Annotated in this window: 12 protein-coding genes; 9 read left to right on the top strand and 3 right to left on the bottom strand. The window is 64.9% G+C overall.

What is annotated here, in order from left to right; translation table 11 throughout:
- Window positions 1–21 precede the first annotated feature (21 nt).
- Window positions 22–1,557: a threonine ammonia-lyase, biosynthetic gene (gene ilvA / locus FHW58_RS23475; protein ID WP_179675606.1), complete on the bottom strand. Its 1,536-nt coding sequence runs from the start codon at window positions 1,555–1,557 to the stop codon at window positions 22–24.
- Window positions 1,558–1,812: 255 nt separating this feature from the next.
- Between ilvA and FHW58_RS23470 the strand changes: the two genes are divergently transcribed.
- The 4 genes from FHW58_RS23470 to FHW58_RS23455 all read left to right on the top strand — a co-directional run bounded on the left by FHW58_RS23470 (window position 1,813) and on the right by FHW58_RS23455 (window position 7,419).
- Window positions 1,813–2,304 carry a YqaA family protein gene (locus tag FHW58_RS23470; protein WP_179675703.1) on the top strand — a complete coding sequence of 164 codons (492 nt, stop codon included), beginning with the start codon at window positions 1,813–1,815 and terminating at the stop codon, window positions 2,302–2,304.
- 224 nt (window positions 2,305–2,528) lie between these two features.
- The gene (locus FHW58_RS23465) at window positions 2,529–6,539 is read left to right on the top strand and encodes an FAD/FMN-binding oxidoreductase (protein ID WP_179675605.1); all 4,011 of its coding nucleotides are present in this window, start codon (window positions 2,529–2,531) and stop codon (window positions 6,537–6,539) included.
- Window positions 6,540–6,541: 2 nt separating this feature from the next.
- Complete coding sequence (locus tag FHW58_RS23460; protein ID WP_179675604.1) at window positions 6,542–6,973, top strand: HIT family protein; 432 nt, start codon at window positions 6,542–6,544, stop codon at window positions 6,971–6,973.
- Window positions 6,970–7,419, top strand: coding sequence for a gamma-butyrobetaine hydroxylase-like domain-containing protein (locus FHW58_RS23455; RefSeq protein WP_179675603.1), 450 nt, complete (start codon window positions 6,970–6,972; stop codon window positions 7,417–7,419). Before FHW58_RS23460 ends, FHW58_RS23455 begins: the two co-directional genes overlap by 4 nt.
- 36 nt (window positions 7,420–7,455) lie before the next feature.
- Here the strand turns inward: FHW58_RS23455 and FHW58_RS23450 are convergent, their stop codons facing one another.
- A complete protein-coding gene (locus FHW58_RS23450; RefSeq protein ID WP_179675702.1) occupies window positions 7,456–8,361 on the bottom strand; it encodes a sulfonate ABC transporter substrate-binding protein in 906 nt (301 codons plus the stop codon).
- An 8-nt stretch (window positions 8,362–8,369) separates the two neighbouring features.
- Complete coding sequence (locus tag FHW58_RS23445) at window positions 8,370–9,422, bottom strand: LacI family DNA-binding transcriptional regulator (protein WP_179675602.1); 1,053 nt, start codon at window positions 9,420–9,422, stop codon at window positions 8,370–8,372.
- A gap of 200 nt (window positions 9,423–9,622) precedes the next feature.
- On the opposite strand from FHW58_RS23445, the gene FHW58_RS23440 reads away from it, so the two are divergent.
- From FHW58_RS23440 to FHW58_RS23420, 5 genes are all read left to right on the top strand, one after another.
- Complete coding sequence (locus FHW58_RS23440; protein WP_179675601.1) at window positions 9,623–11,857, top strand: TonB-dependent receptor; 2,235 nt, start codon at window positions 9,623–9,625, stop codon at window positions 11,855–11,857.
- A complete protein-coding gene (locus FHW58_RS23435; RefSeq protein ID WP_179675600.1) occupies window positions 11,857–13,122 on the top strand; it encodes an LLM class flavin-dependent oxidoreductase in 1,266 nt (421 codons plus the stop codon). Before FHW58_RS23440 ends, FHW58_RS23435 begins: the two co-directional genes overlap by 1 nt.
- An 8-nt stretch (window positions 13,123–13,130) precedes the next feature.
- Entirely contained in the window at window positions 13,131–14,495 is a 1,365-nt protein-coding gene (locus FHW58_RS23430) for an alpha/beta fold hydrolase (RefSeq protein WP_179675599.1), read from the top strand.
- Window positions 14,496–14,584: 89 nt separating this feature from the next.
- Complete coding sequence (ubiE, locus tag FHW58_RS23425; protein ID WP_179675598.1) at window positions 14,585–15,319, top strand: bifunctional demethylmenaquinone methyltransferase/2-methoxy-6-polyprenyl-1,4-benzoquinol methylase UbiE; 735 nt, start codon at window positions 14,585–14,587, stop codon at window positions 15,317–15,319.
- A gap of 14 nt (window positions 15,320–15,333) precedes the next feature.
- Window positions 15,334–16,248 (top strand): Tim44 domain-containing protein, encoded by a 915-nt coding sequence (locus FHW58_RS23420; protein ID WP_179675597.1) that lies wholly within the window; start codon window positions 15,334–15,336, stop codon window positions 16,246–16,248.
- The last annotated feature ends 25 nt before the right edge of the window (window positions 16,249–16,273 follow it).

Here is a 16,273-nt window from a genome sequence, read left to right as displayed (position 1 = left end):
GTTTTCAACCGTGCGCGGTGCTCAACCGAGGAACAGCTGGTAGACCGGATTGCTGCTTTCGTCCCAATAGCGGTAGCCCAGCGTCGCCAGGAACTGGGCGAAATCGCTCATTTCCTCCGGCGGCACCTGCAGGCCGATGACGATGCGGCCGACGTCGCCGCCCTGGCTGCGGTAATGGCACAGCGAGATATTCCAGTTGGGCGCCATCGAATCGAGGAAGCGCATCAGCGCGCCCGGCCGCTCGGGGAACTCGAAGCGGTACAGCAACTCGTTGTGGGCCAGCGGGCTCTTGCCGCCGACCAGGTGGCGCAGGTGGGTCTTGGCCAGCTCGTCGTGGGTCAGGTCGAGTGCCTTGAAGCCGTGCTCCTCGAAACGGCGGGCGAGGGCGCCGGACTCGTTGCGGTCGGCGATCTGCACGCCGCAGAACACGTGGGCGTCGTCCTTGTCCGAGATACGGTAGGTGAACTCGGTGACGTTGCGCGCGCCCACCAGCTGGCACAAGCGCTTGAAGCTGCCGCGCTGCTCCGGCAGCGTGACGGCAAACAACGCCTCGCGCGCCTCGCCCAGCTCGGCGCGCTCGGCCACGAAGCGCAGGCGGTCGAAGTTCATGTTGGCGCCGCAGGCGATGGTGATCAGCGTTTCGTTCCTGATCGGATCCTTGGTCAGCGCGGCGCGCTCGACATAGGCCTTGGCGCCGGCGATGGCCAGCGCGCCGGCCGGTTCCAGGATGCTGCGGGTATCGGTGAACACATCCTTGATGGCGGCGCTGATGGCGTCGGTGTCGACGATGATGATGTCGTCCACGTATTGCTGGGTCAGGCGGAAGGTTTCCTCGCCCACCAGGCGCACCGCCGTGCCATCTGAAAACAGGCCGACATCGGTCAGCGTGACGCGCTGGCCGGCCTTGATGCTGCGCGCCATGGCGTCCGAATCCAGGGTTTGCACGCCGATGATCTTGATGTCGGGGCGGATCGCCTTGACGTAGGCGGCCACGCCCGAAATCAGGCCGCCGCCGCCGATGGCCACGAAGATGGCGTGGATCGGGCCGGAATGCTGGCGCAGGATCTCCATGCCGATGGTGCCCTGGCCGGCAATGACGTCGGGATCGTCGAACGGGTGGACAAAGGTCAGCGCCTGCTCCTTCTCCAGGGTCAGCGCATGGTTGTAGGCGTCGGTATAGGACTCGCCGTGCAGCACCACCTCGACGTCGGCGCCGCCGCGCGCCTTGACGGCGTCGATCTTCACCTGGGGCGTGGTGGTCGGCATGACGATCAGCGCGCGGCAGCCAAGCTTGGCGGCGGACAGCGCCACGCCCTGGGCGTGGTTGCCGGCCGAGGCGCAAATCACGCCGCGCTTGCGTTGCGCGTCGCTCAAGTGGGCCATCTTGTTATAGGCGCCGCGAATCTTGAAGCTGAACACGCTCTGCATGTCCTCGCGCTTGAAATAAATGCGGTTCTCATAGCGCTGCGACAGCGTCGGCGCCAGTTCCAGCGGGGTTTCATCAGCCACGTCGTAGACGCGGGCGGTCAGGATTTTCTTCAGATAGTCGGTCGTCATGGTATGCAAGCAAAGTGAATCGGGCAACTCCGGGGTCAGGTCCGCCATTTCTACACGGGCTCTGCTGTAGCCATGGCTACAGCAGAGCCCGTGTAGAAATGGCGGACCTGACCCCGGATCTTCGATGCTAACTAGCCGGCGGGTGACCGGGTGGAGCAGGGCGCTGGTCGCGGCGGGATGGGCCGGGACCGGACTGTTCAATCGTGCGGTGTGCGGATCATTATAATGGCAGCTTTCCGTATCCCCAACACACCGATGATCGAATCTGCAATTGCCTGGCTGCTGCACCTCCTCGCCGCGCCGGAGGTGGGGCTGACGTCGGTGTTCATCATCGCCCTGGTCTCGGCCACGCTGGTGCCGCTCGGTTCGGAGCCGGCGGTGTTCGCCGTCATCAAGGCCAATCCGGAACTGTTCTGGAGCGTCATCGCCGTGGCCACCCTCGGCAACACCATCGGCGGCGCCATCGATTACTACATGGGCTGGCAGGCCAAGCAGACCTTCGCCAAGGAGCGCCAGAGCCGCTGGTTCCACTGGCTGGAGCGCTATGGCGCCAAGACCATGCTGCTGGCCTGGCTGCCCGGCATCGGCGATCCGCTGTGCACGCTGGGCGGCTGGCTGCGCCTGCCGTTCTGGCCCAGCGTGGCCTACATGGCCATCGGCAAGGGCCTGCGCTACCTCACCATGACCATGCTGCTGTTGTACGTGCCGGACGGAGTGTGGCACCGGATCGGGCAAATGCTGGGCTAATTTGGTGCAAGTGATACTACTGTTGCATAAGCTTATGCATAAATTTCATTCAGTTTGAAGTCCTGCTGACGCACATTATTGCCGACCGCCCGTGCGTTTCTCAAATTTTTAGCGGGTTTTGGACCTTGGCAGAGCCCCTCGTCTGCCTAAGGCTGTTCCCGCGTGGTGCGTCGCAATAGGCTAGAATGATCCTCCCGGTTGCTGTTGACGATCCCATTCGCATAATGAACGCCCCTGCACAAATCCAAGCTTTGCTGGCGGAGACGCCCCACGGTCCGGAGGCCACGCGCCTGCGGGAAATTCCTTACAACTACACGTCGTTTTCCGATCGCGAGATCGTCATCCGGCTGCTGGGCGAGGAATCGTGGTCGCTGCTGGACGCGCTGCGCGGCGCCCGTCAGACCGGCCGCTCGGCGCGCATGCTGTACGAGGTGCTCGGCGATATCTGGGCGGTGCGCCGCAATCCCTATCTGCAGGATGACCTGCTGGACAATCCGAAACGCCGCCAGGAATTGATCAACGCGCTGCACCACCGCCTGGCCGAGGTCGACAAGCGCCGCCTCAGCGTCGACGAGGCCGAGCAGGATGACGCCTCGCGCGCCCGCAGCGCCAACGTGGTCAAGTTGCTGCGCGCGGCCGGCAAGGCGGTGGCCGATTTCGGCGAGGAATTCAAGCAGGTTTACGATTTGCGCAAGCGCACCTACAAGGTGCTGGGCCGTTATACCGACAAGCACAACATCTGCTTCGACGGCATGAAGCGCATCAGCCACGTGACCGACGCCACCGACTGGCGGGTCGAGTATCCGTTCGTGGTGCTGACCCCGGACAGCGAAGAGGAAATGGCCGGCCTGGTCAAAGGCTGTATCGAACTCGGCCTGACCATCATTCCGCGCGGCGGCGGTACCGGCTACACCGGCGGCGCCATTCCGCTGACGCCGATGTCGGCCGTCATCAACACCGAGAAGCTGCTCAACATCGGCGCGGTCGAGATGAAGGTGCTGCCCGGCCTGGAGCGCGAATACGCCACCATCTACACCGGCGCCGGCGTCATCACCAACAAGGTATCGGAAGCGGCCGAGAAGGCCGGCTTCGTGTTCGCGGTCGATCCGACCTCGGCCCACGCCTCCACCGTCGGCGGCAACATCGCCATGAACGCCGGCGGCAAGAAGGCCGTGCTGTGGGGCACGGCGCTGGACAACCTGGCCTCGTGGCGCATGGTCGATCCGAATGGCGACTGGCTGGAAGTCACCCGCCTCGACCACAACCTGTCCAAGATCCACGATACGCCGCTGGCCCGCTTCAAGCTGGAATGGACCACGCCCAGCGCGCGCGGCGAGGCCAGGAGCGCGCCGTTCAAGACCGAGATCCTGGAAATCGAGGGCCGCAAGTTCCGCAAGGAAGGCCTGGGCAAGGACGTCACCGACAAGTTCCTGGCCGGTCTGCCGGGCGTGCAGAAAGAGGGCTGCGACGGCATGATCACGTCCGGCCGCTGGATTCTGCACAAGATGCCGAAGTACACCCGCACCGTCTGCCTGGAGTTCTTCGGCCAGGCGCGCGATGCGATTCCGTCGATCGTCGAAATCAAGGACTACCTGGACGGCCTGCCGGCCAAGGGCGAGCAGTTCGCCTCGCTGCGCCTGGCTGGCCTGGAGCACCTGGACGAGCGCTACCTGCGCGCGGTCGGCTACGCCACCAAGTCGAAACGCGGCGTGCTGCCGAAGATGGCGCTGTTCGGCGACATCGTCGGCGACAACGAGGACGCCGTGGCGCTGGCCGCCTCGGAAGTGGTGCGCCTGGCCAACACCCGCGTGGGCGAAGGCTTTGTCGCCGTCAGCCCGGAAACGCGCAAGAAGTTCTGGCTGGACCGCGCCCGCACCGCCGCCATCGCCAAGCACACCAACGCCTTCAAGATCAACGAGGACGTGGTGATTCCGCTCAACCGCATGGGCGAGTACACCGACGGCATCGAGCGCATCAACATCGAATTATCGATCAGGAACAAGCTGCAACTGGCCGATGAGCTGCAAGCCTTCTTCGCCGCCGGCAATCTGCCGATCGGCAAGAGCGACGACGCCGACGACAGCGTCGGCGACGCCGAAATGCTGGGCGACCGCCAGCAACAGGCGCAAGCGCTGCTGACGCAGGTCCACGCGCGCTGGACCTGGCTGCTGGACGAACTGGACAAGCCACTGGCCGCGGCCCTGCCGGAACTCGACGCGCTGGGCCTGGGCCCGCTGCTGCCGGCGCTGCAAGCGCGCCTGCAAGCGCAGCCGCAGGCCACGCTGTTCGACGTGGTACAGGACCGCACCATCCGCGTGACGTGGAAGCAGGAAATCCGCGCGCCATTACGCCAGATTTTCAACGGCGCCGCCTACAAGCTGATCCTGGACGAAGCCACCGCCATCCACAAGCGCGTGCTGCGCGGCCGCGTGTTCGTGGCGCTGCACATGCACGCCGGCGACGGCAACGTCCACACCAACCTGCCGGTCAACTCGGACCACTACGAGATGCTGCAGCTGGCGCACCAGGCCGTGGCGCGCATCATGACGCTGGCCCGCTCGCTGAACGGCGTCATTTCGGGCGAGCACGGCATCGGCATCACCAAGCTGGAGTTCCTCAACGAGGATGAGATCGGCCCGTTCCGCGACTACAAGCTGCGCGTTGATCCGGAAGGCCGCTTCAACAAGGGCAAGCTGTTGAATCTGGACGGCATGGAAGCCGACCTGCGCAACGCCTACACGCCGTCGTTCGGCCTGATGGGCCACGAATCGCTGATCATGCAGCAGAGCGACATCGGCGCCATCGCCAACAGCGTCAAGGACTGCCTGCGTTGCGGCAAGTGCAAGCCGGTGTGCTCGACCCACGTGCCGCGCGCCAACCTGCTGTACTCGCCGCGCGACAAGATTCTGGCGACCTCGTCGCTGATCGAGGCCTTCCTGTACGAGGAGCAGACCCGGCGCGGCATCTCGATCAAGCACTGGGAAGAATTCGAGGACGTGGCCGATCACTGCACCGTCTGCCACAAGTGCGTGACGCCGTGCCCGGTCAACATCGACTTCGGCGACGTGTCGATGAACATGCGCAACCTGCTGCGCAAGATGGACAAGAAGAGCTTCAATCCGGGCAAGGCGGCGGCCATGTTCTACCTGAACGCCACCGACCCGGCCACCATCAACGCCACCCGCGCGGCGATGGTCGGCCTGGGCTACAAGGCCCAGCGCCTGGGCAACGATTTGCTGAAGAAGTTCGCCAAAAAGCAGACCAAGGCGCCGCCGCCCACCGTCGGCAAGCCGCCGGTGCGCGAGCAGGTGATCCACTTCATCAACAAGAAGATGCCGGGCAACCTGCCGAAGAAGACCGCGCGCGCGTTGCTGGATATCGAGGACGACAAGGTGATCCCGATCATCCGCAATCCGAAAACGACCACGGCCGACACGGAAGCGGTGTTCTACTTCCCTGGCTGCGGCTCGGAGCGCCTGTTCTCGCAGGTGGGCCTGGCCACGCAGGCGATGTTGTGGGAAGTGGGCGTGCAGACCGTGCTGCCGCCGGGCTACCTGTGCTGCGGTTACCCGCAACGCGGCGCGGGCCAGTACGATAAGGCCGACAAGATGATGACGGACAACCGCGTGCTGTTCCACCGCATGGCCAACACGCTCAACTACCTGGACATCAAGACCGTGCTGGTGTCGTGCGGCACCTGCTACGACCAGCTGGCCACGTACGAGTTTGAAAAGATCTTCCCCGGCTGCCGCATCATGGACATCCACGAGTATCTGCTGGAGAAGGGCGTGAAGCTGGAAGGCGTGACCGGCACCCGCTATATGTACCACGAGCCGTGCCACACGCCGATGAAGCTGCAGGAGGCGACCAAGACCGTCAACGGCCTGATCGCCACGCACGACAACGTCAAGATCGAGAAGAATGACCGCTGCTGCGGCGACTCGGGCACCTTGATGGTGGCGCGTCCGGACATCTCGACGCAGGTGCGCTTCCGCAAGGAAGAGGAAGTCATCAAGGGCGCCGACAAGCTGCGCGCCGATGGTTTCGACGGCGAGGTCAAGATCCTGACCAGTTGCCCGGCCTGCCTGGGCGGCGTGTCGCGCTACAGCGAGGACGCCGGCACCACCGCCGACTACATCGTGGTGGAGATCGCCAAGCATCTGCTGGGCGAGAACTGGATGCCGGAGTATGTACAGCGCGCCAACGAGGGCGGCATTGAACGGGTATTGGTGTAACCATGGCGTGTGATCTGTGCAATTTGCTGGCCGCGCCGGGCGCCGCCTTGATCTGGGGCGACGAGCGCGTGTCGGTGGTGGCGGTGGACGAGGCCGAGTATCCGGGTTTTACCCGCGTGGTGTGGAACGCTCATGTGAAAGAGATGACCGATCTGCCGCCGGCGGACCGCGTGCGCATCATGGACGTGGTGTGGGCGGTGGAATCGGCCCAGCGTGATATTTTGGCGCCGGAAAAAATCAATCTGGCCAGTTTTGGTAATATGACGCCGCACGTGCATTGGCACGTGATCCCGCGTTACCGCGATGATGCGCATTTCCCCAACCCGACCTGGGCTGTGGCGCAGAGGGCATCGTCGGCGGAGGTGTTGGCGGCGCGTCGCGCGCTGTTGCCGGCATTGCACGCGGCCATCGTCGAGAAAGTGAAAGCATTATGAGCAAACCTGTCCCTACCGGCCTGACGGTCCGCAACGTCTCCAAACTGCTGGAGATCGAATTTGATGACGGCAAATCGTTTTCGATTCCGTTCGAGCTGCTGCGCGTGTATTCGCCGTCGGCGGAGGTGATGGGCCACGGTCCGGGCCAGGAAGTACTGCAGGTCGGAAAACGCGAGGTGGGCATCGCCGGCGTGGAACCGGTCGGCAATTACGCCGTGCAGCCGACCTTTAGCGATGGCCACAACACCGGCATTTTCACCTGGGACTATCTGTACAAGCTGGGCAGCGAGCAGGGCGTGCTGTGGGATGGCTATATGCACCGCCTGCACGAAGCCGGCTTTGAAGGCGACACCGGCCGCGACGCCAGCGCCACGCTGTCGTTCGCACCGGTGCAGCAAAGCAGCGGCGGCGGTTGCGGCAGCGGCAGCTGCGGTTGCAAGTCTTAACAGCGCCGGCCGGCCAGGGCTTTAGGCAGATCGAACTTACTTCGGCTGCCAGGCCCACACATGGCTGGCGACATTGACTGGTTTGGGTATCAGTTTCTGCTGGTAGAACAGGTCCGCCACGCGCTGCTGGTTGGCGACGATGTCGGGCGTCACCGGCGTGGCGCCGAAGCGTGAGCGGCCCATCCACGTCGCGACGATATCTGCCGGCACGCCAGTCTGCTGCGTCAGCAGCGCGCTGACTTCCTTCGGGTGTCCGCTCGCCCACTTGCCGGTCAACTTCACCTGCTCCAGCAGCGCCGACACCAGTTGCGGCGATTTTTCCGCGAAGCCGCGCGAGGCCAGGTAGAAGCCATTGGCCTGTGGCAGCCCCGTGTAGTCGGCCAGCACGCGCGCGGCATACGCCTTCTGCGCCGACGCCAGATACGGATCCCACACCACCCAAGCATCAATCCCACCGCTGACAAACGCCGCCCGCGCGTCTGACGGCGACAGGTAAATCGGCGTCACATCGCTGAGCTTCAGTCCCGCCTTCTGCAATGCGCCGGCCAGCAGGAAGTGCGAGCCGGAGCCCTTCTGAAACGCCACCCGCTTGCCCTTTAATTCCGCCACGGTGCGCAGCTTCGACGCCGTCGGCACGATAATCGCCTCGCTGTTGACCGGCGCCGGCTCGGCGCCAACGTAGAGCAGATCGACACCGCCCGCCTGCGCGAAGATCGGCGGCGGCGCGCCGGTGCTGCCAAAATCGATGCTGCCCGCGTTGAGCGCCTCCAGCATCTGCGGCCCGGCGGGAAACTCGATCCACTTGATCGTATGACCCGGCAGCGACAAGCCCTGCGTCTTCATCATGCTGAGCAAGCCGGCGCTTTTCTGAAAGCCGATCCTGATCTCCGCCGCCTGCGCCAGCAGCGGCAGCGCCAGCAATACAACGATCCATTTCTTCATCATCGTCCTTATGCGCTCTCGCGCTCTATCAATTCGCAGGCCAGCAGGTTGAGACGCGCATCCTGGCCGGAGGAGGGCAGCACGCCCAGTTGTTCCAGTATGCGCAGCGCGGCGATCTCGCCGATCTCGCGTCCCGGCGGCCGGATCGTCGTCAGGCTGGGCAACAGCAGTGGCGAGAAGGCATAGTCGCCAAAGCCCACGATCGCGCACTGCCGGGGAATGTTCAACCCGGCCCGCTGGCCGGCCAGCAAAGCGCCCGCCGCCAGATTGTCATTGGCGAAGATGATCGCTTCCACCGGGCGCGCGCGGCGCGGCGGCGAAATCGCCAGGGCTTCAATGGCCTGCTTGCCGGCGTCAAACGGCGCCTCCGCTGTCGGCGCGTAGATGATCGGCTGCAGGCCATGCTCGCGCATCACCGCCGCATAGCCATCGCCGCGGTCCACCGCGCTCAAGTCGCCGGCCAGGCTGTTCTGCACGAAGGCGATGCGGCGATAGCCCTTGGCGTACAAATAGCGCGCGGCCTGTTCGCCCACCGCGTTGTTGGAGTAGCCAACCTGGATCGGCTTGCGGCGCGGCTGGTAGTCCCAGGTTTCCACCACCGGGATGCCGGCGGTGGCCAGCAGCTTTTCGGTGGCGCGGTTGTGGAAGCGTCCCACCACCGCCAGCGCCGCCGGATTCCAGCCGAGGAAGGCGCGCACCGCGTTCTCCTCCTGCCTGGCCGAGAAGTAGCTGGACGCCAGCAGCAGCTGGTAGCCGTGGCGGTTCAAGGTATCGCTGAACGTCTGAATGGTGTTGGCGAAGATCGGCCCGGAGATATTGGGTATCACCATGCCGACGATGCGCGCCCGCGCCGATGCCAGGCCACCGGCGGCCAGGTTGGGCACGTAGCCCAGTTCCTTCACCGCCGCCGCAATGCGCGCGCTGCGCTTGGCCGCCACCCGTCCGGGCTCGCTGAAATAACGCGACACGGTAATCGATCCCACCTCCGCTAGCCGCGCCACATCGTGGATGGTGGCGCGCCCCGATCCGCGACGCTTTCTTGGTGCTGTTGGTTCGCTCATGGATGCATATTCCGAAAAGACATATCGATGATTTTTTTAATTCTTTGACTTCAAAACGGGCCGCCGCGACACTAAAAAAGGGTACCGGTACCACCGGATTGTAGCGAAGCACCTGCCGCTCACTAAGCTGGTTCTTCGACGATCAAAGCAGGTTTTCCGTATATGGCGCAAGGGGCGCTTTCAAATCAAGGGATCAGGACATGAAGAGCAACAAGAAGATAGCTGGCGCGCTGACCATCGGCGCTTTGCTGGTGGCCACCGCGTATGCCGGCGCCGAAGAGAGCGAGCCGACGCCGCTGAAAGACCGCGATGACGGCGCCGCCGTGCCCAGCGTGACAGTCAGCGCCACGCGCCGCAACGCCTCGCTGCAATCGGTGCCGGTGGCGGTGTCGGTGCTGGATGGCGAAGCCCTCAATAACGCCAACCGCACCAGCATCGACACCATCGTGCAGGAGGTGCCGAGCCTGACCTTCCGCCAGCAGGGCGGCAACAAGGATTCCACCATCTTTGTGCGTGGTATCGGTACCATCTCTACCTCGCCGGGCGTGGAGCCGACCGTGTCGACGGTGATCGATGGCGTGGTGTACGCGCGTCCCGGCCAGGCCACGCTGGACCTGCTGGACATCGAGCACATTGAAATCCTGCGCGGCCCGCAGGGCACACTGTTCGGCAAGAACGCCTCGTCCGGCGTGCTGAATGTGGTGGGGCGAAAATCGACCCAGCAGACTACCGGCTTTGTCGACGCGTCCTGGTACGAGGGCAGCGAGAAGCGTGTGCGCGCCGGCGTCTCCGGCGCCATCCAGCCGGGCGTGGTCAGCGCCTCGCTCACCGGCCTGTATGCGGATTACGACGGCAATATCGACAACGTCCACGCCGGCGGCGGCAAGTTGAATGGCTACGACCGCAAGGGCGTGCGCGCCCGTGTCGACATCACGCCCACCAGGAACCTGGATATCGCGCTGATCGCCGACTATCTGCGCTCCACCGCCTCGCCCACTTTCACCGCCTACAAGTCGACGTCGGCCGCATTCAACGCCGGCATCGCGCCGGTGGTGGCCGGCGCCGACAACCGCCAGGTCAATGCCGACATCCCGAGCGATATCCGCGACAAGAACAAGGGGCTGTCGGCGCAGGTCGACTATCGCTTCCATGGCTACACGCTGACCTCCATCACGGCGGTGCGCGACTGGGACAACACGCAGCGCACCAGCACCTCGGCCATTGGCAATGCCGCCGAAGTAGCGCGCATCACGGCGGCCTTCCCGGCCACGCGCGACATTGGCACGGTGGACTTCCGGCAGGCGTCGCAGGAGCTGCGCCTGGCGTCGCCGAAAGAGCAGTTTGCGGAATACGTGGTCGGCGCCTACTACCTGCATGGCAAGGACCGCGAGGTGTACCAGCGCATCGTCAACAACGGCGCGGCCATTAATTCCGGCCGCGCGGACTACGGCGTGGAGAGCGACAGCTACTCGCTGTTCGGCGAGAGCACGCTGAATTTCGCGTCCAACTGGCGCGCCATCGCCGGCGCCCGCTGGACCCGGGATGACCTGTCCTACGATCACGCCCGCGTGTCCACGCAGACCGTGGCCTTCCCTGGCGTGCAGCCGGCAACGCAGAGCGCCGGCTCGACCGACAAGGACGGCTACTCGGGCCGCGTCGGCCTGCAGTACGACATCGCGCGCGACATCAACACCTATGCCACCTACTCGCGCGGCTACAAGGGGCCGGCCTACAACGTCTTTTTCAATATGCTGAGCCGCGACACGCTGGCGCTGAAACCGGAGACCTCGGATTCGTTTGAACTGGGCCTGAAAGCCAGCGCCTTCGACCGCAAGCTGACCGCCAACATCGCCATCTTCGACACCAGGTATGCGAACTATCAGGCCAACTTCTACGACACCGTGGCCGGCGCCGTCGTCACGCGCCTGATCAACGCCGGCGATGTGTCGACACGCGGCGTGGAGCTGGACCTGAACGCGCGCCCGACCCGCGCGCTGACGCTGACCCAGTCGCTGGCCTATACCGATGCGAAGATCGACAACTTCAACTGCCCGCCGGCGGCGGCCGCATCGTGCAACCTGAATGGCAAGCCGCTGCCGTTCTCGCCGAAGTGGAAGTCCTTCACCCGCGCCAGCTACGCGCTGCCGCTGGAGAATGGCTCGATTGTCGACCTCTCGGCCGACTACACGTATCAGGCCAGCACGCAGTATGACCTGTTTCAGTCGCCGGATGCGATTCAGGGCGCGTATGGCATCGTCAACGCCAGCGTCGCGCTGTCGTCGCCGGTGGGCGGCTGGCGCATTGCGCTGGTGGGCAAGAACCTGGCCAACAAGTCGTACGCCACCAACCTGGTCACCTCGACCGGCTACGTCACCCGCGCCGTGCCGCGTGATGATGAGCGTTACTTCGGCATCACCGCGCGCAAGGAGTTCTGATGTCCCGTCAAATGAGCATTGCCGCGTTCATGATGCGCTATGGCCACCACGTCGCCGCGTGGCGGCATCCCGACACCGATCTGGCCACCAACCCGTTCAAGGTGTTCCGCGAGCAGGTGCGCAATGCGGAGAAGGCCTGCCTGGACGCGGTGTTCTTCGCTGACAGCGTGGCCCTGACCGGCGCGCCGTCGCTGGAGCCGTTGACGCTGTTGTCGGCGCTGGCTGCGTCGACCGACAGGATCGGCTTGATCGGCACCGCCACCACCACCTACAACGAGCCATACACGGTGGCGCGCCAGTTCGCGTCGCTGGATCTGCTGTCGGATGGCCGCGCGGGCTGGAACCTGGTCACCTCGGACAACGCGGCGGAGGCGGCCAACTTCGGCCGCGAGCGGCATGTGGCGCACGCCGAGCGCTATGCGCGGGCGCGCGAATTTCATCAAGTTGTCACAGGACTGTGGAATAGTTGGGGCCCCGGCGCATTCGTCAACGATAAAAGCGCCGCCTTGGCTTACGATCCGGCCAGGTTGCACAAGCTGAATCATCGTGGCGAGCATTTCGCCGTGGCCGGCCCGCTGAACGTGGCGCCCAGTCCGCAGGGACGTCCGGTGGTGGTGCAGGCCGGCAGTTCGGAGACCGGGCGCGATCTGGCGGCGGCCACCGCGGAAGTGGTGTTCACCGCGCAGCCGTCGCTGGCGAAGGCGCAGGCGTTTTACAGCGATTTGAAGCAGCGCGTGGTGGCGAAGGGGCGCCAGCCGGCGTCGCTGAAGATTATGCCGGGGGTGTTTGCGGTGGTTGGCCGCACGCAGGACGAGGCGGAGGCCAAATTCGCGCAGTTGCAGTCGCTGATCGAGCCGAAGGCTGGCCTGGCGTTGTTGGGGCGGATGATCGGCAACTTCGATTTGTCCGGCTATCCGCTGGATGGCCCGTTGCCGGAGCTGCCGCCAACACAGGACGGCCAGCGCAGCCGCCAGCAGTTGCTGACCGATCTGGCGCAGGGCGAGAACCTGACGATACGCCAGTTGTATGAGCGCATCGCCGGCGGACGCGGTCACTTCACGGTGGTCGGCACGCCGCAGCTGGTGGCGGACAAGATGCAGGAGTGGTTTGAGCATGGCGCGGCGGACGGCTTCAATTTCATGGCGCCGGCGCTGCCCGGCGGGTTGGATGATTTTCTGGCGCTGGTGATTCCCGAGTTGCAGCGGCGCGGCTTGTTCCGCACCGCGTATGCGGGGAGCACCTTGCGTTCGCATTTGGGTCTTTAGGAGATGGCATGAAGGGATGGGTGTTGGTGGCGGCGCTGGCCGTGGGCGTGGCGGGGGCGCATGAGTATTACGGCGATGCGCGGCCGGATGCGCCGGAACTGGCTGCGCGCGGGCCGTTGCAGGTCGGCGTGCGCACGCTGACGGCGGAGCACAAGGACCAATTCGACATCCTGCATGCCAGCGCCGATCAGCCGAATCCGCGCTACAGCCGCAAGCTGACGCTGGAGGTGTGGTATCCGGCGCGATTGGCGGCGGGGCAGAAGGAGCATGTGGTTTACACCGACGTCCTGGGCTCCGGGCCGGGCGATCCCAAGCGGCCGAATACGCCGTTCCAGTTCAACGGCCGCGCGGCGCGCGATGCTGCACCGCTGGCTGCGGCGCAGGCCGTCGCGGCCAGCGCTCCGGCTGCGGCGACAACCGCGGCATCGGTCGGCGCTGCGGCCGCCGCCGCGACTCCGGGCGGCGCGCCGGGCGCGCGCTATCCGCTGGTGATCGTCTCGCACGGCTATCCCGGCTCGCGCCTGCAAATGAGCTACCTGACCGAGAATCTGGCGTCGAAAGGCTACGTGGTGGTCGCCATCGACCATCCCGAATCCACGCGCGCCGACAAGACCGGCTTCCCCAGCACGCTGCTGAACCGCCGCCTGGACGACCTGTTCGTGCTGGACACCGTCACCGCCTGGGCCAAGCCGGGCAGCGGCAACTTCCTCGCCGGCCTGGTGGACACCGACAACACCGCCCTGATCGGCTATTCGATGGGTGGCTACGGCGCACTGAACACCGTCGGCGCCGGCATCAGCGCGGCGGCGGTGGCCTACGTGCCGGGCGGCGCGCTGGCCGTCAACCAGCAGGGCAACGCGCAATACGAAGCGCAGCGCGACCCGCGCCTCAAGGCCGTGGTGGCATTTGCCCCGTGGGGCGGCGCGCACAAGATCTGGGACGATGCCGGCCTGGCCGGCGTGCGCACGCCCACACTGTTCATCAGCGGCGACCAGGACGACGTGGCCGGCTATCAGGATGGCGTGCTGAAACTGTTCCAGGGCACGGTGCACGCCGACCGCTACCTGCTGACCTACGTCGGCGGCCGCCACAACTCGGCGCCCAACCCGCCATCGCCGGCCCACTGGAGCAATCCGGACGACTTCCAGTCCTACTCCGAGCCGGTGTGGGACAGCCGCCGTATCAACAACATCAACCAGCACTTCGTGACAGCCTTCCTCGGCGTCCAGCTCAAGCACGAACCGCTGCAAGCCTACCTCGACCTGCCGCCCCTGCAGGCCGACGGCACCATCAAACCGGACCCCGGCCTGTGGAAGGGCTTCCCCAAGCGCGCCGCGCTGGGCCTGGAATGGCGTCACCTGCCGGCGCGGTAATGATCGAGTTGTCAGGGCTGCCATGTTTCTAAGCAGCCCTTCAGCGTTTCAGCTTGTATAATGCTGGCAAACTAACAGGCCTGCATACCATGACCAATACCACTCACTTCGGTTACAAAACCGTTGCGGAAGAAGACAAAGTCCGCGAAGTTGCCAAGGTTTTCCACTCCGTCGCCGCCAAGTACGACATCATGAACGACGTCATGTCGGCCGGCCTGCACCGTTTGTGGAAAGTCTTCACCATCGCCAACGCGGCCGTGCGTCCGGGCTTCAAGTGCCTGGACATCGCCGGCGGCACCGGCGACCTGGCCAAGGTGTTCGCCAAGCAGGCCGGCCCGACCGGCGAGGTGTGGCTGACCGATATCAACGAATCGATGCTGCGCGTGGGCCGCGACCGCCTCTTGAATCGCGGCCTGCTGACCCCCACCTTGTTGTGCGATGCCGAGAAACTGCCTTTCCCGGACAACTATTTCGACCGCGTCAGCGTGGCCTTCGGCCTGCGCAACATGACGCACAAGGATCAGGCGCTGAAGGAAATGCGCCGCGTGCTGAAGCCGGGCGGCAAGCTGCTGGTGCTGGAATTTTCCAAGGTGGCCGAGCCATTGCAAAAACCTTATGACCTGTACTCGTTCAAGGTGCTGCCATGGATGGGCCAGAAAATCGCCGGCGACGCCGAAAGCTATCGTTACCTGGCGGAATCGATCCGCATGCACCCGGACCAGGAAACGCTGAAGGCCATGATGGAAGAGGCCGGCCTGGAACGCGTAACGTATTACAACCTGACGGCAGGTGTGGCCGCTTTGCACACCGGTATCAAAATGTGATGACTGGAGTGACCATGAATCTGAAAAAAATCCTGATCGGCGCGGTAATCGCCGTTTCCGCCATGTCGCTGCTGACCGAGGCCATGGCCCGCCCAGCCGGCGGTGGCCGTTCGTTTGGCCGCCAGTCGCAGAATGTCAGCCGCATGCCGCCTGCCCAGCAGGCGCCGCAGCAAGCGCCACGCCAGGCCCAGCCTGCGCCGGCCCCGGCCGCGCCGCCGGTTGCCGCGCCGAAGCCTAGCCCATGGAAGGGCATCCTCGGCGGTGCGCTGCTGGGGCTGGGCCTGGGCGCATTGTTCTCGCACTTCGGCATGGGCGGCGCCCTGGCCAGCGCGCTGGGCACCATCATCATGCTGGCACTGCTGGCAGGGGTGGTGCTCTTCATCATTCGTTTGATTCGCGGCAAGTCGCAGCCGGCCACGGCGCCGGCGGCGTTTGGCGGCAACCAGAACGTGTATGCGATGCCGCCGCAAGGTGGTTCGGCGACGCCGGAGATCGGTGCGCGCCTGCAGCCAGCGCCGGCCCCTGCCGCCGCGCCGGTGCCGCATCAGCAGTGGGGCGTGCCGGCCGATTTTGATCAGGCGGCTTTCCTGCGCGTGGCCAAGGGTAACTTTATCCGCCTGCAGGCGGCCTGGGACAAGGGCGATGTGGCCGATATCCGCGAGTTCACCACGCCGGAAGTGTTTGCCGAGATGAAGCTGCAGCTCAGCGAGCGCACCGTGGCCGATTACACCGACGTGGTCAGCCTGGACGCCGAGCTGCTGGGCATCGAGACCAACGATACCGATTACCTGGCCAGCGTGCGCTTCAGCGGCATGGTCAAGCCGGCGCCGGACGCGCTGGCCGAGCCGCTGAACGAGGTGTGGAACCTGGTGAAGCCGCGCGATGGTTCCAATGGCTGGCTGTTGGCTGGTATTCAGCAATTCGCTTGACCCCGCACGGCCATACAGGGTCTGA

The organism is Duganella sp. 1224 (assembly GCF_013408245.1).
In the GTDB taxonomy this organism is placed as follows: Bacteria; Pseudomonadota; Gammaproteobacteria; order Burkholderiales; family Burkholderiaceae_D; genus Rugamonas.
The sequence above is the reverse complement of the archived record's forward strand: the minus strand, read 5'-3'. Positions and strand labels throughout refer to the sequence as shown.